This is a genomic window from Pseudomonas sp. TH37, from assembly GCF_016650735.1.
GTDB classification, from domain to species: domain Bacteria; phylum Pseudomonadota; class Gammaproteobacteria; order Pseudomonadales; family Pseudomonadaceae; genus Aquipseudomonas; species Aquipseudomonas farris.
The window spans coordinates 30,830-54,157 of sequence record NZ_JAEKFD010000015.1 but is presented as its reverse complement, the minus strand read 5'-3'; the positions used below and the strand labels follow the sequence as shown (position 1 = coordinate 54,157).

The 23,328-nt window shown below is 61.3% G+C and carries 10 protein-coding genes; 4 read left to right on the top strand and 6 right to left on the bottom strand.

What is annotated here, in order from left to right; all coding sequences use genetic code 11:
• Nucleotides 1-75: 75 nt before the first annotated feature.
• From JFU11_RS26805 to JFU11_RS26785, 5 genes are all read right to left on the bottom strand, one after another.
• The gene (locus tag JFU11_RS26805; RefSeq protein ID WP_201062621.1) at nucleotides 76-873 is read right to left on the bottom strand and encodes an enoyl-CoA hydratase-related protein; all 798 of its coding nucleotides are present in this window, start codon (nucleotides 871-873) and stop codon (nucleotides 76-78) included.
• The gene (gene atuD / locus JFU11_RS26800) at nucleotides 870-2,027 is read right to left on the bottom strand and encodes a citronellyl-CoA dehydrogenase (RefSeq protein WP_008075606.1); all 1,158 of its coding nucleotides are present in this window, start codon (nucleotides 2,025-2,027) and stop codon (nucleotides 870-872) included. Before atuD ends, JFU11_RS26805 begins: the two co-directional genes overlap by 4 nt.
• A gap of 68 nt (nucleotides 2,028-2,095) precedes the next feature.
• Nucleotides 2,096-3,712, bottom strand: a complete 1,617-nt coding sequence (gene atuC, locus JFU11_RS26795) for a geranyl-CoA carboxylase subunit beta (RefSeq protein WP_201062619.1) — start codon at nucleotides 3,710-3,712, stop codon at nucleotides 2,096-2,098.
• A 2-nt stretch (nucleotides 3,713-3,714) separates the two neighbouring features.
• Nucleotides 3,715-4,629 (bottom strand): SDR family oxidoreductase, encoded by a 915-nt coding sequence (locus JFU11_RS26790; RefSeq protein ID WP_201062617.1) that lies wholly within the window; start codon nucleotides 4,627-4,629, stop codon nucleotides 3,715-3,717.
• Nucleotides 4,630-4,644: 15 nt separating this feature from the next.
• Nucleotides 4,645-6,447 (bottom strand): acyclic terpene utilization AtuA family protein, encoded by a 1,803-nt coding sequence (locus JFU11_RS26785; protein WP_201062615.1) that lies wholly within the window; start codon nucleotides 6,445-6,447, stop codon nucleotides 4,645-4,647.
• A gap of 178 nt (nucleotides 6,448-6,625) precedes the next feature.
• Between JFU11_RS26785 and JFU11_RS26780 the strand changes: the two genes are divergently transcribed.
• The 3 genes from JFU11_RS26780 to JFU11_RS26770 all read left to right on the top strand — a co-directional run bounded on the left by JFU11_RS26780 (nucleotide 6,626) and on the right by JFU11_RS26770 (nucleotide 9,253).
• Nucleotides 6,626-7,252, top strand: a complete 627-nt coding sequence (locus JFU11_RS26780; protein WP_201062613.1) for a TetR family transcriptional regulator — start codon at nucleotides 6,626-6,628, stop codon at nucleotides 7,250-7,252.
• 93 nt (nucleotides 7,253-7,345) lie between these two features.
• Nucleotides 7,346-8,140 carry a transporter substrate-binding domain-containing protein gene (locus JFU11_RS26775; protein ID WP_201062611.1) on the top strand — a complete coding sequence of 265 codons (795 nt, stop codon included), beginning with the start codon at nucleotides 7,346-7,348 and terminating at the stop codon, nucleotides 8,138-8,140.
• A gap of 99 nt (nucleotides 8,141-8,239) precedes the next feature.
• Nucleotides 8,240-9,253 carry a GNAT family N-acetyltransferase gene (locus JFU11_RS26770; protein ID WP_201062610.1) on the top strand — a complete coding sequence of 338 codons (1,014 nt, stop codon included), beginning with the start codon at nucleotides 8,240-8,242 and terminating at the stop codon, nucleotides 9,251-9,253.
• Between the two features lie 98 nt (nucleotides 9,254-9,351).
• On the opposite strand, the gene JFU11_RS26765 is transcribed toward JFU11_RS26770, so the two are convergent.
• Complete coding sequence (locus JFU11_RS26765; protein WP_007894994.1) at nucleotides 9,352-9,900, bottom strand: RNA polymerase factor sigma-70; 549 nt, start codon at nucleotides 9,898-9,900, stop codon at nucleotides 9,352-9,354.
• Nucleotides 9,901-10,280: 380 nt separating this feature from the next.
• Between JFU11_RS26765 and JFU11_RS26760 the strand changes: the two genes are divergently transcribed.
• Complete coding sequence (locus tag JFU11_RS26760; protein WP_201062609.1) at nucleotides 10,281-23,264, top strand: non-ribosomal peptide synthetase; 12,984 nt, start codon at nucleotides 10,281-10,283, stop codon at nucleotides 23,262-23,264.
• Nucleotides 23,265-23,328 lie beyond the last annotated feature (64 nt).

Sequence of the window (23,328 nt, the reverse complement as noted above, 5' to 3'; positions counted from 1 at the left end):
GGCCCCATCGCGAGCAGGCTCGCTCCCACATTTGAAATGCATTCCCCTGTGGGAGCGAGCCTGCTCGCGATGCTTTTAAATAGCCCAACCCGGTTTTCGTTTCTGCACGAAGGCCATGGTCCCCTCAATACCTTCATCCCCGGTCACCGCTTCACTGAACCACTCCGCCGCCTGATCCAGCAGGCCATCCGAGAGTTGCACCGCACTTGCCAGCAAGAGCTTTTTGGTCGCCGCATTCGCCCCCGGCGCGCAACACAACACATGGGCCAGCACTTCATCGAGGCGCTCGGCCAAGGCTTGCGAGTCATGCTCGACAAAATGCACCAGTCCCATCCGCCGCGCCTGGGTGCCATCGAACCGTGCGGCGGTCAGGGCCAGTCGGCGGGCCTGGGTCAGGCCGATGCGCTGCACCACAAACGGCGCGATCTGCGCCGGCAACAGGCCGAGGCTGGTTTCCGGCAGGCCAAATTGCGCCTGATGATCGGCCATGGCGATATCACTGACGCAGGCCAGACCGAAACCACCGCCAAGCACCGCGCCTTGCAGCACCGTGATGACCACTTGCGGCGCGTGTTGGGTTTCTTCCAGCAAGGCGCCGAACGCACGGTTCAATTCGCGGTAGGCGGTCGCGCCTTGAGCACGGGCATTGGCCATGTCCTTGATGTCGGCGCCGGCACAAAAATGCCCACCGGCACCGCCGATCACCAACGCGCGAACCTGCCGGTCATCCCGCACCGCCGCCAGCACCGCGCGCAGCTCGGCGACCATTTGCAGGCTCATGGCGTTGCGACTGTCGGGGCGATTGAGGGTGATGTGCAGGACGCCGTTATGTCGTTCGAGCAACAAGGTCTGGCAAACGGGAAGGGTGTTCATTTCTTTTTCCCCGGCAGGATGCCCATGAGTTTGCAGATGATCCCCAGCATGATTTCGTCGGCACCGCCGCCGATCGACACCAGCCGCACGTCGCGGTAAGCCCGCGCCACCGGGTTGTCCCACATGAAGCCCATGCCGCCCCAATATTGCAGGCAACTGTCGCTGACTTCCCGACCGAGTCGCCCGGCCTTGAGTTTGGCCATGGACGCCAGGCGGGTGACGTCCTGGCCTTTGATGTATTGCTCAGTGGCCTGATAGACCAGCGCCCGCAGGCATTCGATTTCGGTTTGCAGTTCGGCCAGACGGAAATGAATGACCTGATTGTCGATCAGCGCATTGCCGAAAGTTTTGCGCTCCTTGCAGTACTCGATGGTGCTGTCGACGCAGTACTCCAGGCCTTTGATCATGTTCGCCGCGCCGAACAGCCGTTCTTCCTGGAACTGCAGCATCTGCATCATGAACCCCGCGCCTTCGTGGCCGATGCGGTTGCGTTGCGGCACGCGCACGTTGTCGAAGAATACCTGGGCGGTTTCCGAGCTGCGCATGCCGAGCTTGTCCAGGTGCGAGCTGAGGCTGATCCCGGGGCTGTTCATCGGCACCATGATCAGCGACTTGTTGATGTGCGGTTTGTCGTCCGAGGTGTTGGCCAGCAGGCAGATGAAATCGGCGCTCGGCGAGTTGGTGATCCACATCTTGCTGCCGTTGATTACATAGTCGTCGCCGTCCTTGCGGGCGGTAGTTTTTAAACCTGCTACATCGGAGCCGGCGCCGACTTCGGAGACGCCAATGCAGCCAACCTGCTCGCCGGTGATCGCCGGCCGCAGGAACTCTTCACGCAGTTCATCAGAGCCGAAACGGGCCAGGGCCGGGGTGCACATGTCGGTCTGCACGCCGATGGACATCGGAATACCGCCGCAATGAATGGTGCCGAACTCTTCGGCGGCCACAATCGAATAGCTGTAATCGAGCCCCATGCCGCCGAATTTTTCCGGTTTGGAAATCCCCAGCAGACCGAGGTCGCCGGCCTTGCGAAAGATCTCATGGATCGGAAAACGCCCGGCCTTTTCCCATTCCTCGACATGAGGATTGATCTCGTGATCGACGAATTGGCGGACGGTGCGGCGAAGTGCTTCGTGTTCCTGGGTGAAGATCATTTTTTATTGTTCTCCTGTGATCGTTCCCACGCTCTGCGTGGGAATGCAGCCTTAGACGCTCCACGTCATCAAAAACGGGCTACGCCGAAACTGTTGGATTGCAGCGAACGAACTTCGGCCTCATGGCAGATATCCAGCAAATACCCGAGCAACGTGCGGGTGTCTCGCGGATCGATCAGCCCGTCGTCCCACAGATTGGCGCTGCCATACAGCGCGGTGGACTGGCTGTCGAGTTTCTGTGCGGTGACCTGTTCCAGCATGTCGAGCATTTTCGGGTCGGGCACCAACCCGTCCTTGAGCTGTTTGGCTTCGGTGACGATCCGCAACACTTTGCCGGCCTGAGCACCGCCCATCACCGCGGTGCGGCTGTTGGGCCAAGCGAAGATGAAACGCGGGTCGAGGCCACGGCCGCACATCGCGTAGTTGCCGGCGCCGTAGGAACCGCCGACGACAATCGTCAGTTTGGGCACTCGGGCATTGGCCACCGCTTGAATCATTTTGGCGCCGTGCTTGATCACCCCTTGTTGTTCCGACTCGGTGCCGACCATGAAACCGGTGGTGTTGTGGAAAAACAGCAGGGGCGTCTGGCTCTGGTCGCAGAGCTGAATGAATTGTGCAGCCTTGCTCGCACCTTTGGGCGTAATCGGGCCGTTGTTGCCAATGAAACCGCAGGCTCGACCCTGAATCTGCAAATGCCCGCAGATTGTTTGCTGGTCGAATTCGCCCTTGAACTCGAGGAAGTTCGAAGCGTCGGCAATCCGGGCGATGATTTCGCGCACGTCGTAGGGTTTTTTCGGGTCATCCGGGATCAGACCCAGCAGTTCGTCGATGGGGTAGAGCGGTTCTTCCCACCGACGTTCGGGTAACCATTGCAGCTGATCGTTCCACGGCAACAGGCTCATGATCTCGCGCACCTGGCGCACGCTATCGGCATCGTTCTCGGCCAGGTATTCGGCGGTGCCGGCGGTTTGCGCGTGCATCTCGGCGCCGCCCAGCTCTTCATCGGTAGCGACTTCACCGGTGGCAGCCTTGAGCAGCGGCGGCCCGGCAAGAAACAGCTTGGCCTTGCCGCGCACCACCACCACGTAATCCGACAACCCCGGCTGATAAGCGCCGCCCGCCGTGGCCGAGCCATGGACCACGGTGATTTGCGGCAAGCCCATGGCCGACATCCGCGCCTGATTGGCAAAGCTGCGCGCGCCTTCGACGAAAATCTCCGCCGCGTAATTGAGGTTGGCGCCTCCGCTTTCCGCGAGGGTGATTACCGGCAGTTTGTTTTCCATGGCGATCTGTTGCAGGCGCAGAGACTTTTTTAAACCGCTGGGGGAAATGGTTCCGCCCTTGATCGCGCTGTTGTTCGCCACCACCAATACCCGCACGCCGGACACGTAACCGATCCCGGCGATCAAACCGCCGCCGGCCGAGCTGCCGTCCTTGTCGTCGTGCAATTTATAGCCGGCCAGGCTCGCCAGTTCGAGGAACGGCGCACCGGGGTCGAGCAGCAGATTAAGCCGCTCCCGGGGCAGCAGTTGCCCGCGCTTGTCGAACCTGGGCTTGGCTTCGGCGGCTTTGCTCAGCAAGTTCTGCTCGAGCTGACGGACCTGTTCGATGCCGGCCAGCATGGCCGCCCGGTTGCGGGCGAACGCTTCGCTGAACGGATCTACCTGGGACTGGATGACCGGCATGGTTACTCCTTGTCCTTGAGCTCGTCTGGCTTGGAGGCGTCAGGTTTGGACGCGTCGGGTCTGAGTACTTCGGGTAAATAAGCGCGATGAAAGCCGTTGTACGAGTGACTGTTCTGCGCCTTGTGCATCGGCCAGGCCCTCCCGCCGAGGCTGGCGGCGCCGTCGATGCGCAACGTGCTGCCGCTGACAAAAGCGGCTGCCGGGCTGAGCAGGAAAACAATCGCCGCGCTGATTTCCGATTCGGTGCCGATGCGCTTGAGCGGTACGTGTTCGCACAGTGTCGGGATCACGGCCCGGAACGCGCCTTCGTAGGTGTCCATGCCGCTGGAGGCGACCCAACCCGGCGCGACGGCGTTGACCCGCACGCCGGCATAGCCCCATTCAAACGCGGCGGTCTTGGTGAAGTTGTCCATGCCCGAGCGCGCCGCGCCCGAGTGGCCCATGCCGGGCATGCCGCCCCACATGTCGGCGAGCATGTTGACGATGGCGCCGCCGTGCTTGCTCATGGACTGGTTGAACACCTCTCGGGCCATCAGAAAACCGCCCACCAGGTTGGTGCGCAGTATGGTTTCGAACCCTTTCTGGTTGATCGACGCCAGGGGCGAGGGGTACTGCCCGCCAGCATTGTTGACCAGCCCATGAATCGGCCCGTGTTTGCGGATCAGTTCGCTGACCAGTTGCGTGACGGCGTCTTCATCGCGGATATCGCAGACCTGCCAACTGGCTTTACCGCCGTCTTCGGTGATTTCGGCGGCGACCTTTTTCAGTTTCTCGGCATTACGCCCCACCAGCAGCACCTGCGCGCCGAGGGCTGCGAACTCGTGAGCGGTGCAACGGCCGATACCGCTGCCGCCACCGGTGACAATGATGTTTTGGCCAGCGAACAGGTCGGGTTTGTAAATCGAGTCATAAGCCATGGCGACGGTTTTCCTCTAGTTGACCTGATCGGCGATGCGCTGCGGCACCGGAATCTGGATCTCCAGCAGTTGTTGAGCGAACGCCTTGCCTTGCGGATCGATCCGCAGGCTGGCCACACCACCACCGCCGAGCGCGTTCTCCAGAAGAAAATTAAAGCTCTCAGTACCGGGTAAATACCAGCGTTCTACACGCCCGTGGATCGGATCGAGGACATGGCTCATCCAGTCGACCACCACCGCAGGTGTCAGCGCTTCGGCGATCCACGGCAGGTAGTCGGGATGGCGGGCGATGACGCCGATGTTGCTGTGATTGCCCTTGTCGCCGGAGCGCGCCACGGCGAGTTTTATCAGGGCCACGCTGGCGTCGGCGCGTTCTGTTGGTTGGGGCGGATCGAACGGTAGCGGCAAGTCATCCGGGTCGAGTACATCGAGGGCGGGCAGGGCGCACGGGTGGCGCTCACCGGCGAGGTGGATTTCCAGGGTGCAGGCAGTTTTGTCGATCAGGAATGAAAACAGCCGGATCAGCGGGTACACCGTCGGCCGCCCGCCGACGATCCCGGTCAACCCCGGTGCCATGCCGGTGGCGGCCTGGGCGATTTCCCGGGAAAACAGAATCAAGGCCTGTTTGCTTGGGTGGCGCACGGCGAGTTTGATCACCACTTCGCGGCTGTCCTGGCGCTGACCATGAGGGCCATAAGTGGCTTCGCTGCCCAGCAGTTCGATGTTCACTTCGCTGTAGGGCGCCCAGCCGCGCTGGCTGAAGATTTCCGAGGTCTTGTTGATGATCGCCTGGCTGACCCGTCGGGCCTTGGCCACGGCATCGATCCCGGCGATCAGGCAGCTGGCGGTACAGCGGAAACCGTCCGGATACGTGGCGCTGACCTTGTACTGATCGGTCGGCGGCAAGCCTTTTGCGCCATGCACCTGCACCGCGTTTTTGCCTTGCTGCACGAGTTTGACCTGACTGAAATCGCACACCACGTCGGGCAGCAGATAGGCCCGCGGGTCGCCGATTTCATAAAGCATCTGCTCGCCAACGGTCAGGGGCGTGACCAGGCCGCCGGAATCATCGGGTTTGCTGACGATAAACTGGCCGTCGGCGCCGACTTCGACGATCGGAAAGCCGATGTGCTCGTAGTCGGAAACGTCGTGCCAATCGGTAAAATTGCCGCCGGTGCACTGGGCACCACATTCAATAAGGTGCCCGGCCAATGCAGCCTGGGCGAGTTTGTCGTAGTCGTGCCACGACCAGCCGAACTCATGCACCAGCGCGGCGCTGACCACGGCGCTGTCGACCACGCGCCCGGTAATCACAATGTCGGCGCCCAGGCGCAGGGCTTCGACGATGCCCGGCGCGCCAAGGTAGGCGTTGGTCGACACGCACATCGGCGGCAGGGGCGTGCCATTGAACATTTCATGGAGGCCAAGGCTACTCAGGCGTTTGAACTGAGGTTGCAGATCGTCACCCGACAACACGGCGATCTTCAGCGCTACCCCAGCCTTGTCGCAGGCCGTTTGCAGGGCTGCGGCGCAAGCCTGTGGATTGACGCCGCCGGCATTGCTGATGACGCGGATCTTCTGTTCCGCGAGTTGGTTGAGGAGGGGACTGAGGACTTCGATGAAGTCGCTGGCGTAGCCGGCCCCTGGATCCTTCATCCGCGCCCCGGCCATGATCGACATCGTGATCTCGGCCAGATAATCGAATACCAGATAGTCCAGCCGCCCGCCTTCCACCAGTTGCTCGGCGGCGGTCGAGGTGTCGCCCCAGAATGCGCTGGCGCAACCGATGCGGATTGTTTTGGGCGCAGCCAATTCCATAACCACCTCCGACAGAAGTGCTTCGAGACTACCAAGCAAGCGCTTGGTTTGTAAACGACTGAAATATCTTCTGCCCAAGCGCTTGCTTGGTCGCCCCCGCCAGCTTAAATTGCCCGCGCAACCCCGCTGTTTTAGCGGCCAGCGGCGCAATTGATTGATCGACTGTAGGAGAGAACGGGTGGACGAGCAAAAAGCCCTGAGGGTGATGCGCGAATTGGTCGACAGCGGCCAATTGACCGACCCGGACAGCGCCCGCGGCAAACTGCTGCAAGTGGCCGCTCACCTGTTTCGTAATAAAGGTTATGAACGTACCACCGTGCGCGATCTGGCCGGTGCCGTCGGCATTCAATCAGGCAGTATTTTTCATCACTTCAAAAGCAAGGATGAGATCCTGCGGGCAGTGATGGAAGAGACCATTCGCTACAACACCGCGTTAATGCGCGCAGCCCTGGCCGAGGCCGGCAGTGTGCGCGAGCGGGTTTTGGCGCTGATTCGCTGCGAATTGCAGTCGATCATGGGCGGCAGCGGTGAGGCCATGGCGGTGCTGGTGTATGAGTGGCGTTCGCTGTCAGCGGAAGGCCAGGTGCAGGTTCTGGCGCTGCGTGATATTTATGAAGACATCTGGCTGCAGGTGCTGGGCGAAGCCAAGGACGCCGGTTTTATCCGTGGCGACGTGTTCATCACCCGCCGTTTCCTGACGGGCGCGTTGTCCTGGACCACCACCTGGTTTCGTGCCGATGGCAGCATGAGCCTCGATCAATTGGCCGATGAGGCGTTGATTCTGGTGCTTGAAGAACGGCAGTGAGCCGTCTATCTCGGCAAGAAACTGGCTAAGTTGGCGAAACCGCCTAGCTTGAATGCATTGATGGATATTTTTTTTGGGGAGTAGGCTGTTTTGATGTCTTCACCAATTCGAACAGTGTCTCGGCTTTTGCTGGCGGCGCTTGCAGTGTGCTGCGTGTTGCCGTCTCAGGCTGCACAGTTGGTGCGGGTCGGTGCCGCGCATTTTCCACCCTATACCGTGCGCCCGGAGTCCGGCGCCGACACCGGTCTGTTGCCGCAATTGGTGGAAGCGCTGAATCAGTTGCAAACCGACTATCAGTTTGTGCTGGTGCCCACCTCGATTCCTCGACGTTTCAACGATTTCAAGGAAGGCCGGGTCGACATGGCGATTTTCGAGAACCCGGACTGGGGGTGGAAGGACATCCCGCACACCCTCGTCGACATGGGCCTGGAAGATGCAGAAATCTTTGTCGCGCAGAAGAAACCCGATCGCGATGAGAATTACTTCAAGGACCTGACGGGCAAGCGCCTGGCGCTGTACAGCGGCTATCACTACGAGTTTGCCAATTTCAATGCCGATCCCAAGTATCTGGCCGACACCTACAAGGCCACGCTGACCTATTCCCATGACAGCAACTTGCTGATGGTGTTGCGCGCACGAGCGGACATTGCCTTGGTGACACGTTCCTACCTGAGCGATTACCTGCTGCGTAACGAGAAAGTCGGCGAGCAATTGCTGGTGTCGCAACGCGTCGATCAGGTCTATCACCATTACGCGTTGATTCGCCCGCAGGCGCCGATTACCGGCGAAGCATTTGGCAAGTTGCTGCAAGGCCTGCGAAACAACGGCCAGATGCTGAAGATTTTCGATCCCTACAAAATTGCCCTGGTGCCGGTGGGCAAACCCTGAATCGCGTCTCAGGTCGCGTATTTGGCGACTGCGCTTAAATTTCCTGCTCCGGCTCACGTCACATCGTTGAACTGTCGACGATTACCGTGAGCCCCCTCCATGTCCAATCTGAATGACCTGATCACCCTGGCCTTGCCGTCAGGCAACTGTCTTGTAGCCGATGAAACCGCCCGCCGCCTGAGCCTCAGCCTGCAAGGGCAGCCGTTGATTGAACTGCGGCTGACCCGCGAGCCGGAGTTGCATCTACGGCTGGAGGAGCGCTTCGGTCGCCCTGACGGTCAGGCTTTCTGGGCGGCCTGCTATTGGCTGTTTGCCCGTGACGCGGCTTGTCAGCGTCTGACCTGGCACCTCGATGACGTGCCCACCGAAGCCTTGCTCAGCGGGTTGCTGATTGCGACCGACGTCACCGGCCAGTATCGCTGCGAACGCACGCTGTTCTGGCAGCTGCCCCAGCCTTGGCTGGGGGAGTCGCGCACCGGCAGCTATCCGCAGCAAATGGTCATCAGCGGCGGCAAGCGCCATCCATTGCGTGCAGTGAAACCCCGTGGTGAGGTGTATCGACGCTTCGATGCGCGGCTCGGTGCGTGGGTCTCCCTGCGCACGGTAGAAATCGAGCATGACCTGGCGCGTTTCAACCGCTGGCAGAACAGCCCGCGGGTGGCGAGTTTCTGGCAGGAGGAGGGCAGTCTCGAGAAGCATCGCGAATACCTGAGCAAACTCGAAGCCGACCCGCACACCTTGACGCTGATCGGTTGTTTCGATGATCAGCCGTTCGCGTATTTCGAAGCCTATTGGGCCAAGGAAGATCGCATTGCGCCGTTCTATGATTCCGGCGATTACGACCGTGGCATTCACATGCTGGTGGGCGAAGAACATCACCGCGGCCCGCACAAGGTGGCGAGCTGGCTATCGGCGCTGGTGCATTACCTGTTTCTCGACGATCCACGCACTCAACGGGTGGTCGCCGAGCCTCGCGCCGACAACGCGAAGATGATCGGGCATATGCATAATCAGTGTTTCCACTGCGAAAAAGAGTTCGACTTCCCGCACAAGCGCGCGGCGTTGATGATGCTGGGGCGTGAGCGGTTTTTTGATCGGTGCAATCTGGCCTGAAAAAAAGATCGCAGCCTTCGGCAGCTCCTACATGGGATTGCGTGAACCCTGTAGGAGCTGCCGAAGGCTGCGATCTTTTCTATCGACTGGATACGGTCTCAGCGACGAGCAAAGGTATCCGCACGATTGCCCGACACCTTGCGGCAATGCACCAGCGCATCACGAATCATGAAGTTCACCAGGGTTGGCGAGACGCCGAGTTCCTTGGCGATGTCTTTTTGCGGCACGCCGTGCAGGCGGTACATCTCGAAGGCGTAACGGGTGCGGCTGGGCAGCTCCGTCAGCGCATCGGCGATGTTTTCCAGGGTCGAAAAATTCATATGCGAGGTTTCCGGCGAAGCGCCCTGAATCACCACGTTCAGACCTTCCTCTTCCGGGCCCGAATACTTCTGCTCCAGCGCCTGCTTGCGGTAATGATCGATCGCCAGGTTGCGCACGATCTGGAACAGGTAACTGAGCTGAGCCTTGATTGACGATGTGATCTGCGGCGCCGATTGCAGCCGGAAGAACGCATCCTGCACCACATCTTCAGCGCGTGATCGGCAACCGGTGATGCGGGCGGCAATCTTGACCAGAATCAGTCGGTTGTCGACGAAGGCCTGAAGTAGAGGTGAATCGCACCTGCTTGTGGATACTTGTTCCGTCATTGGAAATCACCTTGCTGCAAATAGGGTCGTGGGACGACAGGGGGATCGGCGTCGTCCTACACATCGAGCGACAAATTAGGTTGAATGATAATGATTGTCAATTGAGAAAGAGAATTAATGCTCCGCATAAGAGCAGAGTGAGAACTGCGACACGCTGACTCACCTACCGACCTCAAGCCTGCTGGCGCCCTAGCCTTGAGACTAATTATTTCAAGACCTCATCCGTTCTCATTGGTGAATGGCTGCGGGCGCAAGCTTCGGCCAAACCAGCATTCCCAAGCCTTGCGCGGTCGGCGAAGACCGCGTCCTGCATGTCCATGAACGGGCGTGACGTACGAAAACCGATTCCACTTGCAAGCCGAATTCAGGCAGGAAACCTCATGACCGACGCGTTCGAACTCCCTAGCACACTGGTCCAAGCCCTTCAGCGCCGCGCGGCCCTGACGCCGGACCGGGTGGCCTTGCGTTTTCTCGCCGAAACCCAGGATCAGGCTGTGGTGCTCAGTTATCGTGAGCTCGATCAACGGGCGCGAACCATTGCCGGCGCGTTGCAAGCCGAGGCTTCGTTCGGTGATCGCGCAGTGCTGCTGTTTCCCAGCGGCCCGGATTACGTCGCGGCGTTTTTTGGCTGTATGTACGCAGGTGTAATTGCAGTGCCGGCCTATCCGCCTGAATCGACCCGTCGTCATCACCAGGAACGTCTGCTGTCGATCATTAGCGATGCCGAACCGCGATTGCTGTTGACCAGCGCCGACCTGCGCGACGAGTTGCTGCAAATTAACGAGGCGCCGCCGCTGCTGTGTGTCGACACCCTTGACAGCGCCTTGGCCGAACGCTGGGTCGCGCCGGACTTGCACGGCGACCACATCGCCTTCCTGCAATACACCTCCGGCTCCACGGCGTTGCCTAAAGGTGTGCAAGTCAGTCACGGCAACCTGGTGGCCAACGAACTGCTGATTCGTCATGGCTTCGGCATCGATCTGAACCCCGACGACGTGATCGTCAGCTGGCTGCCGCTGTACCACGACATGGGCCTGATCGGCGGCCTGTTGCAGCCGATTTTCAGCGGCGTGCCCTGTGTGTTGATGTCGCCGGCGTACTTCCTCGGCCGACCATTGCGCTGGTTGGAGGCGATCAGCGAATACGGCGGCACCATCAGCGGCGGGCCGGACTTCGCCTATCGACTGTGCAGCGAACGGGTCAGCGAATCGGCGCTGGAACGCCTCGACCTGAGTGGCTGGCGCGTGGCGTATTCCGGTTCCGAACCGATTCGCCTCGACACCCTGGAACGCTTCGCCGAGAAGTTCGCTGCGTGTGGCTTTACCTCGGACAGCTTCATGGCCTCTTACGGTCTGGCGGAAGCCACGCTATTCGTTGCCGGCAGCCCCCGCGGTCAGGGCATTCCATCGTTGCGTGTGGATGATCAGGCCCTGGCGCAGAACCGAGCCGAGCCGGGCGATGGCAGTCCGATCATGAGTTGCGGCATCAGCCAGCCGGATCACGCAGTGCTGATTGTCGATACCGTATCGCTCGAAGAACTCGCCGACAACGCGGTCGGTGAGGTCTGGGCTGCCGGGCCGAGCATCGCCCATGGTTACTGGCGCAACCCCGAAGCCACGGCCAAGACTTTCGTCCAGCACGCCGGCCGCACCTGGCTGCGCACCGGCGACCTGGGCTTTTTGCGTGACGGGGAATTGTTCATCACCGGGCGCCTGAAAGACATGCTGATCGTTCGCGGTCACAACCTTTATCCGCAGGACATCGAGCAGACCATCGAGCGTGAAGTGGAGGTGGTGCGCAAAGGTCGCGTGGCCGCATTCGCGGTCAACATCGAGGGGCAGGAGGGCATCGGTATCGCCGCGGAAATCAGCCGCAGTGTGCAGAAAATCCTGCCGCCCGAGGCGCTGATAAAAGCCATCCGTCAAGCGGTGGCCGAGGCGTATCAGGAAGCACCGAGTGTGGTGGTATTGCTCAATCCGGGGGCGTTGCCGAAGACGTCCAGTGGCAAGTTGCAGCGCTCGGCGTGCCGCAATCGCCTGGCCGATGGCAGCCTCGACAGCTATGCGCTATTCCCGTCGGCAGACGTCGCAAACGCGTTTGAAACCAACACCGGCTCAGAGCTGCAAACCCTGATTGGCCAGATCTGGTGTGAGCAATTGCAGGTCAAGCAGGTCAACGCCGACGATCACTTCTTCCTGCTCGGCGGCAACTCCATCGCCGCCACTCAAGTAGTCGCACGCCTGCGTGAAAAGCTGGGGCTGGAGCTGAATCTGCGCCTGTTGTTCGAAGCGCCAACCCTCGGCGCATTCGCTGCCGCGGTCGCCCGGCAACAACAGGATGGCGGCGTGGCCCAAGGCGCGATCATGCCCTTGTCGCGCAGCGAAGCCATGCCGCAATCCCTGGCGCAAAACCGTTTGTGGATCACCTGGCAACTCGACCCGCAGAGCAGCGCCTATAACATTCCCGGTGCCTTGCGCCTGCGCGGCGAACTGGACGAAGACGCCTTGCGCGCCAGTTTCCAGCAACTGATCGAGCGTCACGAATCCCTGCGCACACGGTTTTTCGAGCGTGACGGCGTAGCCCTGCAACAGGTCATTGCTGCCGGCGAATTCAACCTGCAAGTGATCGACATCAGCGACCTGCCAGCCGCCAAGCGTGAAGCCCGCGCGCAGCAGATCCGCGAGGACGAAGCCCGCACCCGGTTCGATCTGGAAAAAGGCCCGCTGCTGTGGGTGACCCTGGTGCGCCTCGGCGATGAGGACCATCAATTGCTGGTGACGATGCACCACATCATCGCCGACGGTTGGTCGATGAACGTGCTGATCGACGAATTCTCGCGGCTGTACGCGGCCGCTTCTCAAGGCCAGAGCGCCAGCCTTCCAGCGTTGCCGACGCAATACGCCGACTACGGCAGTTGGCAGCGCCAGTGGTTGGCGCAAGGGGAGGGCGAGCGTCAACTCGCTTACTGGAAAGCGCAGTTGGGCGTTGATCATCCGACCCTGAGCCTGGCCACCGATCATCCGCGCTCGGCGCAACACATTCACAGCGCCGCCCGCCACACACTGCGTTTGGACGCGAGCCTGAGCGATGCCATTCGCCAGACTGCCCAGGCCCATGAATCGACGTCGTTCATGCTGTTGCTCGCGGCATTCCAGAGTCTGTTGCATCGCTACAGCGGTCAACGCGACATCCGCGTCGGCGTGCCAAATGCCAACCGTCCGCGTCTGGAAACCCAAGGGCTGATCGGTTTCTTCATCAACACCCAGGTGCTGCGCGCCGAGGTGGATTTGCGACTGCCATTCGTTGAGTTGCTGGCGCAAACCCGTCAAGCCGCATTGGGTGCGCAAGCGCATCAGGATCTACCGTTCGAGCAACTGCTCGAAGCTTTCCCGCAGGCCCGCGAGCAGGGCTTGTTCCAGGTGATGTTCAACCACCAGCAACGGGATCTCACTGCGCTGCGTCGCTTGCCGGGACTGCTCGCCGAAGAGCTGCCGTGGCACAGTCGCGAAGCGAAGTTCGATCTGCAACTGCACAGCGAAGAAGACCGCAATGGTCGCCTGAGCCTGTCGTTCGACTATGCCCGCGAGTTGTTTGACGTGGCGACTATCGAGCGACTGGCCGAGCATTTCGCCAACCTGCTGCGAGCCATTTGCGAGCAGCCAAAAACCGCTATCGGCGACCTGCAACTGCTGACGTCGAGTGAGCACGATCAGCAATCCGCCTGGAGCGCCGCACCCTGCACACCGGCCAGCCAATGGCTGCCTGAGTTGCTCAATGAACAAGCGCGCCAGACCCCGGAGCGCACCGCGCTGCTGTGGGACGGCGGCAGCCTGGGTTTTGCCGAACTGCATACCCAGGCCAACCGCCTGGCACATTACCTGCGCGACAAAGGCGTCGGCCCGGACGTGTGCGTGGCCATCGCCGCCGAGCGCTCGCCGCAGTTGCTGATCGGCTTGCTGGCGATCATCAAGGCTGGCGGCGCTTATGTGCCGCTGGACCCGGACTACCCGGCTGAACGCCTGGCCTACATGCTCAGCGACAGTGGCGTCGAACTGTTGCTGACCCAAACCGAATTGCTCGACCGCTTGCCGGCCACCGATGGCGTCAGCGTGATCGCCATGGACGCCCTGCATCTGGAGAACTGGCCAAGTCATGCGCCGGGTCTGCATCTGCACGGCGACAACCTGGCCTACGTGATTTATACCTCCGGCTCCACCGGTCAGCCGAAGGGCGTTGGCAACACTCACGCGGCCCTCGCTGAACGGCTGCAATGGATGCAAGCCACTTACCGCCTGGACCAGACCGATGTGCTGATGCAAAAAGCGCCGATCAGTTTCGACGTGTCGGTGTGGGAATGCTTCTGGCCGCTGATCACCGGGTGCCGCCTGCTGCTCGCCGGCCCCGGCGAACACCGCGATTCGCACCGCATCGCGCAACTGGTCGAGCAATTCGGCGTGACCACACTGCACTTCGTACCGCCGTTGCTAGCGTTGTTCATCGACGAACCGCTCAGCGCCGAATGCACCAGCCTGCGCCGGCTGTTCTCCGGCGGCGAAGCCTTGCCCGCCGAACTGCGCAACCGAGTGCTGGCGCACCTGCCGGCGGTGCAACTGCACAACCGCTACGGCCCGACCGAAACGGCAATCAACGTCACCCATTGGCACTGCACAATGGCTGATGGAGAGCGCTCACCGATTGGCCGGCCATTGAGCAACGTCCTCTGCCGAGTACTCGACAGCGACCTCAATCCGGTACCGACCGGTGTGCCGGGCGAACTGTGTATCAGCGGTATCGGATTGGCCCGAGGTTACCTTGGTCGTCCAGGCTTGACCGCGGAACGCTTTGTGGTCGATCCGCTGGGCGAGCAGGGCGCACGTCTGTACCGCACCGGCGACCGTGCTCGCTGGACCGCCGACGGCGTGATCGAATACCTCGGTCGTCTCGATCAGCAAGTCAAACTGCGCGGTTTTCGTGTCGAGCCGGAAGAAATCGAAGCGCGTCTGTTGGCGCAGACCGGAGTCACCCAAGCGGTGGTGCTGGTGCGCGAAACGGCGGTGGGCGGACAGTTGATCGGTTACTACACCTCTACCGATTCCGCTGAAGCTATTGAGGCTCAAACCACGCGCCTGAAAACCGCGCTGGCCGCTGAGCTGCCGGAATACATGGTCCCGGCGCAACTCATGCGTCTGGATGAAATGCCCCTGAGCCCGAGCGGCAAACTCGACCGCCGCGCCTTGCCGGAGCTTCAATGGCAAGTTCGCGAACACGTCGAACCGGTCACTGCTCTTGAGCAACAAATCGCCGGCATCTGGCGTGAAGTGCTGGGCCAAACACAGATCGGCCTGCGCGATGACTTCTTCGCCCTCGGCGGCCACTCGCTGCTGGCCACGCAGATCATTTCCCGCACCCGCCAGGCCTGCGACGTCGAGTTGCCGCTAAGGGCGCTGTTCGAGGCCAGTGAGCTGGGCGCTTTTGCCGAGCAGGTTCGCTTGATCCAGGCCAGCGGCAAAACCAACAAGCAACCGCCGATCGAGAAGGTCGACCGCAACCAGCCGGTGCCACTCTCCTATTCCCAGCAACGCATGTGGTTCCTCTGGCAGATGGAACCGGACAGCCCCGCGTACAACGTCGGCGGCATGGCGCGGTTGCGCGGCGTGCTGGATGTCGGGCGTTTCGAAGCGGCATTGCAAGCGCTGATCATTCGTCACGAAACCCTGCGTACGACCTTCCCGAGCATCGACGGCGTGGCCCGCCAACAGGTTCATCCAGACACCCGCCTGCGCATGGACTGGAAGGATTTTTCCGCGCTGGCGGTCGACACCCGTGAGCAACGGGTACAACAACTGGCCGATGACGAAGCCCATAAGCCATTCGATCTGGAAACCGGGCCGCTACTGCGTGCTTGCCTGGTCAAGACCGCCGAGCAGGAGCATTACTTCGTCCTGACCCTGCATCACATCGTCACCGAAGGTTGGGCGATGGACATCTTCGCCCGGGAACTCAGCGCGCTCTACGAAGCGTTCGTCGATGACCGCGAATCGCCGCTTCAGCCGCTGCCGGTGCAGTATCTGGATTACAGCGTGTGGCAGCGTCAGTGGCTGGAGTCCGGCGAACGTCAGCGCCAACTCGATTACTGGACCGCGCAACTGGGCCGCGAACATCCGCTGCTGGAATTGCCCGCCGATCGTCCGCGTCCGCCGGTGCAAAGCCATCAGGGCGAACTGTTCCGCTTCGACCTCAGCGATGACCTCGCGGCGCGGGTTCGTGCCTTCAATGCCTACAACGGTCTGACTCTGTTCATGACCATGACGGCCGCGCTGGCGGTGCTGCTTTACCGCTACAGCGGCCAGACCGATCTGCGCATTGGTGCGCCGGTGGCCAACCGCATTCGCCCTGAAAGCGAAGGGCTGATCGGTGCGTTCCTCAACACTCAAGTGCTGCGTTGCCAGCTCGACGGGCAGATGTCTGTCGGCGAGTTGTTCGAGCAGGTTCGCCACACGGTGATCGAAGGCCAGTCCCATCAGGACCTGCCGTTCGATCATCTGGTGGAAGCCTTGCAGCCACCGCGCAGTGCGGCTTACAACCCGCTGTTCCAGGTGATGTGCAACGTGCAGCGCTGGGAATTCCAGCAGAGCCGCACCCTGGCCGGGATGACTGTCGAGTACCTGGCCAACGATGCGCGAGCGACCAAGTTTGACCTCAACCTGGAAGTCACCGACCTCGACCATCGCCTCGGTTGCTGCCTGACTTACAGCACCGATTTGTTCGATGAACCGCGCATTGCGCGTATGGCCGGGCACTGGCGCAACCTGCTGGAAGCGTTGCTCGCTGATCCGCAACAACGCCTCAGCGAACTGCCGTTGCTGGAAGCCAGCGAACAGCAAAACCTGCTCGACAGCCTCGGCATTGAGCCGGGCGAGCATCGCCTCGATCAATGCATCCATCACCTGTTCAGCGAACAGGCGCTGGTGCGCAAGGACGCGCCGGCCCTGACGTTCGCCGGGCAAACACTGAGCTACGCCGAGCTCGACAGTCGCGCCAATCGTCTGGCCTGGATGCTGCGCGAGCGCGGTGTCGGGCCGCAGGTTCGGGTCGGTCTAGCGCTGGAGCGTTCTCTGGAGATGGTCATCGGCCTGCTGGCGATCCTCAAGGCTGGTGGCGCTTATGTGCCGCTGGACCCGGAATACCCGCTGGACCGCTTGCACTACATGATTGAAGACAGCGGCATCGGTTTGCTGCTCAGCGATGCGGCGATGTTCGCGGCGCTCGGTGAATTGCCGGTCAACGTCGGCCGCTGGTGCCTGGAAGACGACGCCGCTGCACTGGCCAACTATCCGGCCAGCGAACTGCCGTTTATCAGTCTGCCGCAACATCAGGCGTACCTGATTTACACCTCCGGCTCCACCGGTAAACCGAAAGGCGTGGTGGTGTCCCACGGTGAAATCGCCATGCATTGCCGTGCAGTGATCGAGCGCTTCGGCATGCGCCCGGACGACTGCGAGTTGCACTTCTATTCGATTAACTTCGATGCCGCGACCGAACGTCTGCTGGTGCCGCTGTTGAGCGGTGCGCAGGTTGTCCTGCGTGCTCAAGGCCAGTGGGATGCGCAAGAAATCTGCGGGCTGATTCGTCGGCACAGCATCAACATTCTTGGTTTCACCCCAAGCTACGGCAGCCAGTTGGCGCAATGGCTGGCGACCCAGGGCGAAACCCTGCCGGTGCGCATGTGCATTACTGGCGGCGAGGCCCTGACCGGCGAACACTTGCAACGGATTCGCGCGGCGTTCAAACCGAGCGTGTTTTTCAACGCCTACGGCCCGACTGAAACCGTGGTCATGCCGCTTGCCAGCCTGGCACCCGAGCAACTGGAGGAAGGGCTGGGCAGCGTGCCGATTGGCAGCGTGATCGGCGCTCGCGTCGCTTACATCCTCGACGCCGATCTGGCATTGGTGCCGCAAGGCGCGACGGGCGAATTGTATGTCGGCGGTGCAGGTCTGGCGCAGGGGTATCACCAGCGTCCGGGCATGACCGCTGAACGGTTTGTTGCTGATCCGTTCGCCGCCAATGGCGGACGTTTGTACCGCACCGGCGACTTGGTGCGCCAGCGTGCCGATGGTCTGGTTGAGTACCTCGACCGGATTGACCATCAAGTGAAGATTCGTGGTTTCCGCATCGAATTGGGCGAGATCGAAACCCGTTTGCTGGAACACGAATTCGTGCGTGAAGCGGTGGTACTGGCCCTCGACGCACCGAGCGGCAAGCAATTGGTCGGCTATCTGGTCACCAGCGTGGCCGAACAGGATGAAGCGCAACAAACTGCATTGCGCGAAGCGTTGAAGGCGCAGCTCAAATCGCAGTTGCCGGATTACATGGTGCCGACGCACTTGATCCTGCTGGCCAGCATGCCGCTGACCGCCAACGGCAAGCTCGACCGTCGCGCACTGCCGGCACCGGACCCGGAGTTGAATCGACAGCAGTACGTGGCGCCGAGCAACGAATTTGAGCTGACCCTAGCCGGGATCTGGTGCGAAGTGCTGAACGTCCAGCAGGTCGGCCTCAACGACAACTTCTTTGAACTGGGCGGCGATTCGATTCTGTCGATCCAGGTGGTCAGCCGTGCGCGGCAGCAGGGCATCCACTTCAGCCCGCGTGATCTGTTCCAGCACCAGACCGTGCAGACGCTGGCCGCCGTCGCGACCCGCACCGAGCAGGTCATGGCCGAGCAAGGTTTGCTGAGCGGTGAGTCGCGTTTGACGCCGATTCAGCACTGGTTCTTCGACACTGAAATCCCGCAGCGTCAACACTGGAACCAGGCGCTGCTGCTGGAGCCGACCGTAGCGCTCGATCCACATCGTCTGGAGCAAGCGCTGCTGGCGGTGATCGAACAGCACGACGCCTTGCGCCTGCGCTTTACCGAAGTCGCCGGCCATTGGCAGGCCGAGCATCAGGCGGTTTCCGACGCCGCCGTGCTGTGGCAGGTGCACGTGCCGGCCATGGACAAATGCGTGGCGCTGTTCGCCGATGCCCAACGCAGCCTCGACCTTGAGCAAGGGCCGCTGATGCGGGCGCTGCTGGTGGATGATTCCGAGGGGCAACAACGGCTGTTCATCGCCATTCACCACCTAGTGGTGGACGGGGTGTCGTGGCGGGTGCTGCTGGACGATCTGCAAACGGTTTATCGTCAACTCGAGTCCCGGCAGTCGGCAAAACTGCCGGCAAAAACCAGCGGCTTCAAGGACTGGGCCGCACGGTTGCAGGCTTACGCCGGCAGCGAATCCCTGCGTGAAGAATTGAGCTGGTGGCAGACGCAACTGGCCGGCCCAAGCGCTGAATTGCCCTGTGATCGTCCGCAGGGTGGTCAGCAAAATCGTCACGCGCAAACCGTCAGCGTGCGCCTCGACAGCGAGCGTACCTGCCAACTGCTGCAACAGGCGCCGACGGCCTATCGCACTCAGGTCAATGATCTGCTGCTGACCGCATTGGCCCGTGTGGTGTGCCGCTGGAGCGGTCACGAATCGGCGTTGATTCAACTCGAAGGCCACGGTCGCGAAACCCTGTTCGACGAGATCGACCTGACCCGAACCGTGGGCTGGTTCACCAGCGCCTATCCACTGCGCCTCACACCCATGAGTGAACAGGGTGCCTCGATCAAGGCGATCAAGGAGCAATTGCGCGCGGTGCCGCACAAAGGTTTGGGTTATGGCGTGCTGCGTTACCTGGCCGATGGCGTGTGCCGTCAGACCATGGCTGTGTTGCCGGTGGCGCCGATCACCTTCAACTACCTGGGGCAGTTCGACCAGAGTTTCGGCAGCGATGCGCTGTTCCGTCCGCTCGATGAAACGGTCGGCGCGGCCCATGATCCACACGCTCCGCTGCCCAATGAGCTGAGCGTCGACAGTCAGGTGTATGGCGGTGAGTTGGTGCTGCGCTGGACCTTCAGCGCCGAACGCCACGATCTGCAAACCATCACCAAACTGGCAGAGGCGTATCTGGGCGAATTGCAAAGCCTGATCCAGCACTGCCTGAGCGACCACGCGGGCGGGCTGACGCCGTCGGACTTCCCGTTGGCCCGACTGACTCAGCCGCAACTCGACGCATTGCCAGTGCCAGCGGCGATGATCGAAGACGTTTACCCGCTGACCCCGATGCAGGAAGGCATGCTGCTGCACACCTTGCTCGAACCGGGCACCGGCCTCTACTACATGCAGGACCGTTACCGCATCAACAGCGAGCTCGACCCGCAACGTTTCGCTCAGGCCTGGCAAGCGGTGATCGCCCGACATGAAGCCTTGCGCGCCTCGTTCTGCTGGAATGTCGGCGAAGACATGCTGCAAGTGATCCACAAACCGGGTAGCACGCCGATCGAATATCTGGACTGGAGCGCGGTTGCCGAAACCGAGCAAGAGCCGAAGTTGCAGGCGTTGCTGAAAAGCGAGCGTGAGGCCGGGTTCGATCTGCTCAATCAGGCACCGTTCCACCTGCGCTTGATCCGCGTGGCCGCGGCGCGTTACTGGTTCATGATGAGCAACCACCACATCCTTATCGATGCCTGGTGCCGTTCGCTGCTGATGAACGATTTCTTCGAGATCTACACCGCCCTCGGCGAAGGCCGCGAAGCGCAACTGGCGGTGCCGCCGCGTTATCGCGATTACATTGGTTGGCTGCAACGCCAGAGCCTGGCAGAAGCGCGACAGTGGTGGCAGCAGAACCTGCGAGGCTTCGAGCGCACCACGCCGATTCCGAGCGACCGGCCGTTCCTGCGTGAACATGCCGGCGACAGCGGCGGCATGATCGTCGGTGACCGCTATACCCGACTCGATGCCCGCGAGGGTGCGCAATTGCGCGAACTAGCTCAGGCCCATCAGCTGACCATCAACACCTTCGCCCAGGCGGCGTGGGCGCTGGTGCTGCGTCGCTTGAGCGGTGATCGCGACGTGCTGTTCGGTGTCACGGTCGCTGGGCGCCCGGTGGAAATGCCGGAGATGCAAAGCACGGTCGGGCTGTTCATCAACAGCATCGCCCTGCGGGTGAAAATGCCCGAAGACGATCAGCGTTGCAGCGTTCGTCAGTGGCTCAGCGGTTTGCTCGACAGCAACATGCAACTGCGCGAGTACGAATACTTGCCGCTGGTGAGCATCCAGGAAAACAGCGAACTGCCCAAAGGCCAGCCGCTGTTCGACAGCCTGTTCGTGTTCGAAAACGCGCCGGTGGAAGTCTCGGTGCTGGACCGTGCGCAAAGCCTTAACGCCACCTCGGATTCGGGCCGCACCCACACCAACTTCCCGTTGACGGCGGTGTGTTATCCGGGCGATGACCTGGGCTTGCACCTGTCCTACGACCAGCGATATTTCGACGAATCCACGGTCGAGCGCATGCTCGGCGAATTCAAGCGCCTGTTGCTGGCGCTGGTCGAAGGCTTCCATGGCGACATGGCCGATCTGCCGCTGCTGGGCAACGAAGAGCAGGACTTTCTGATTCATGGCTGCAACCAGAGCCAACACGAGTATCCGCTGGAACAGAGCTATGTCTCATTGTTCGAAGCGCAGGTTGCCGAGCATCCACAGCGAGTTGCCGCCAGTTGCCTGGATCAGCAGCACAGCTACGTTGAGCTGAACCAGCGCGGCAACCGTCTCGGCCATGCGCTGATTGCGGCCGGCGTCGGCCTGGATCAACCGGTGGCGCTGCTCGCCGAACGTAACCTCGATCTGCTGGGCATGATCATCGGCAGCTTCAAGGCCGGTGCCGGTTACTTGCCGCTGGACCCGGGCCTGCCGAGTCAGCGTCTGAGCCGGATCATCGACCTGAGCCGCACGCCGTTGCTGGTTTGTACTCAGGCGTGTCATGAACAAGCCGTCGCGCTGCTGGAAGAGTTTGGTTGTGCCAACCGACCTCGATTGCTGGTCTGGGAAGAGGTGCAGGCGAGTGATGTTTCGGTGGCCAATCCGGGTATTTACAGCGGCCCTGATAATCTTGCCTACGTGATTTACACCTCGGGTTCCACCGGTCTGCCGAAGGGCGTGATGGTGGAGCAGCGCGGCATGCTCAATAACCAGTTGAGCAAGGTGCCGTACCTGAAACTGAGCGCCGCCGATGTGATCGCTCAGACTGCTTCGCAAAGCTTCGATATTTCGGTCTGGCAGTTCCTCGCGGCACCGCTGTTCGGCGCTCGGGTGGACATTGTGCCGAACAGCATCGCCCACGATCCACAAGGCTTGCTGGCCCATGTTCAGAGCCACGGCATCACCGTGCTGGAAAGCGTGCCATCGTTGATTCAGGGCATGCTCGCCCAGGACCGCATGAGTCTCGACGGTCTGCGCTGGATGCTGCCGACCGGTGAAGCAATGCCGCCGGAACTGGCGCATCAATGGTTGCTGCGTTACCCGGAAATTGGCTTGGTGAACGCCTATGGCCCGGCGGAATGCTCGGACGATGTGGCGTTCTTCCGCGTCGACCTGGCTTCGACGCGCGGCAGTTATCTGCCGATTGGCACGCCGACCGACAACAACCGTTTGTACTTGCTCGATGGCGCGCTGGAACTGGTGCCGTTGGGGGCGGTGGGGGAGTTGTGTGTGGCTGGTACCGGTGTGGGGCGCGGCTATGTGAGCGATCCGTTGCGTACCGCTCAGGTGTTTGTGCCGAACCCGTTCGGCGCACCGGGGGATCGCTTGTATCGCACCGGCGACCTGGCCCGACGTCGCAGTGACGGCGTGCTGGAATACGTCGGGCGTATCGACCATCAAGTGAAGATCCGCGGTTACCGCATCGAACTGGGTGAAATCGAGGCCCGTCTGCACGAGCAACCGGAAGTTCGCGATGCAGCGGTCGGTGTGCAGGAAGGCGTCAACGGCAAGCATTTGGTCGGCTATCTGGTTGCAGCGGATTCGTCGCTGAATCCGAACGAACGACTGGAGCGTATCAAGCAACGTCTGCGCGCAGAATTGCCGGAATACATGGTGCCGCTGCACTGGTTGTGGCTCGACAAGCTGCCGCTCAACGCCAACGGCAAACTCGATCGCAAGGCCTTGCCGGTACTGGAAATCGGCCAGTTGCAGAGCCAGGACTATCAGGCGCCGCGCAATGAGCAGGAACAGACCCTGGCGGATATTTGGGCCGAGGTGTTGAAGGTCGAGAAGGTCGGCGTGCATGACAACTTCTTCGAACTCGGCGGGCATTCGCTGCTGGCCACACAGATCGCCTCGCGGGTGCAAAAAGCCCTGCAACGCAACGTGCCGCTGCGGGCGATGTTCGAGTGCAGCACGGTGGCCGAGCTGGCCGAGTACATCGACGGATTGGCGGCGAGCGACATTACCGAGGAGAAGGTGGATCGGTTGAAAGACCTGATGGCGGAGTTGGAGGGCCTTTAAAGTCAAAAGATCGCAGCCTGCGGCAGCTCCTACAGGTGTACGCCGAGCCCATGTAGGAGCTGGC

Coding starts and splice junctions, on each gene's coding strand:
- JFU11_RS26775 (WP_201062611.1), top strand. CDS start 7,346: ATGTCTTCACCAATTCGAACAGTGTCTCGGCTTTTGCTGGCGGCGCTT.
- JFU11_RS26765 (WP_007894994.1), bottom strand. CDS start 9,900: ATGACGGAACAAGTATCCACAAGCAGGTGCGATTCACCTCTACTTCAG.
- JFU11_RS26805 (WP_201062621.1), bottom strand. CDS start 873: ATGAACACCCTTCCCGTTTGCCAGACCTTGTTGCTCGAACGACATAAC.
- atuD (WP_008075606.1), bottom strand. CDS start 2,027: ATGATCTTCACCCAGGAACACGAAGCACTTCGCCGCACCGTCCGCCAA.
- atuC (WP_201062619.1), bottom strand. CDS start 3,712: ATGCCGGTCATCCAGTCCCAGGTAGATCCGTTCAGCGAAGCGTTCGCC.
- JFU11_RS26770 (WP_201062610.1), top strand. CDS start 8,240: ATGTCCAATCTGAATGACCTGATCACCCTGGCCTTGCCGTCAGGCAAC.
- JFU11_RS26785 (WP_201062615.1), bottom strand. CDS start 6,447: ATGGAATTGGCTGCGCCCAAAACAATCCGCATCGGTTGCGCCAGCGCA.
- JFU11_RS26790 (WP_201062617.1), bottom strand. CDS start 4,629: ATGGCTTATGACTCGATTTACAAACCCGACCTGTTCGCTGGCCAAAAC.
- JFU11_RS26760 (WP_201062609.1), top strand. CDS start 10,281: ATGACCGACGCGTTCGAACTCCCTAGCACACTGGTCCAAGCCCTTCAG.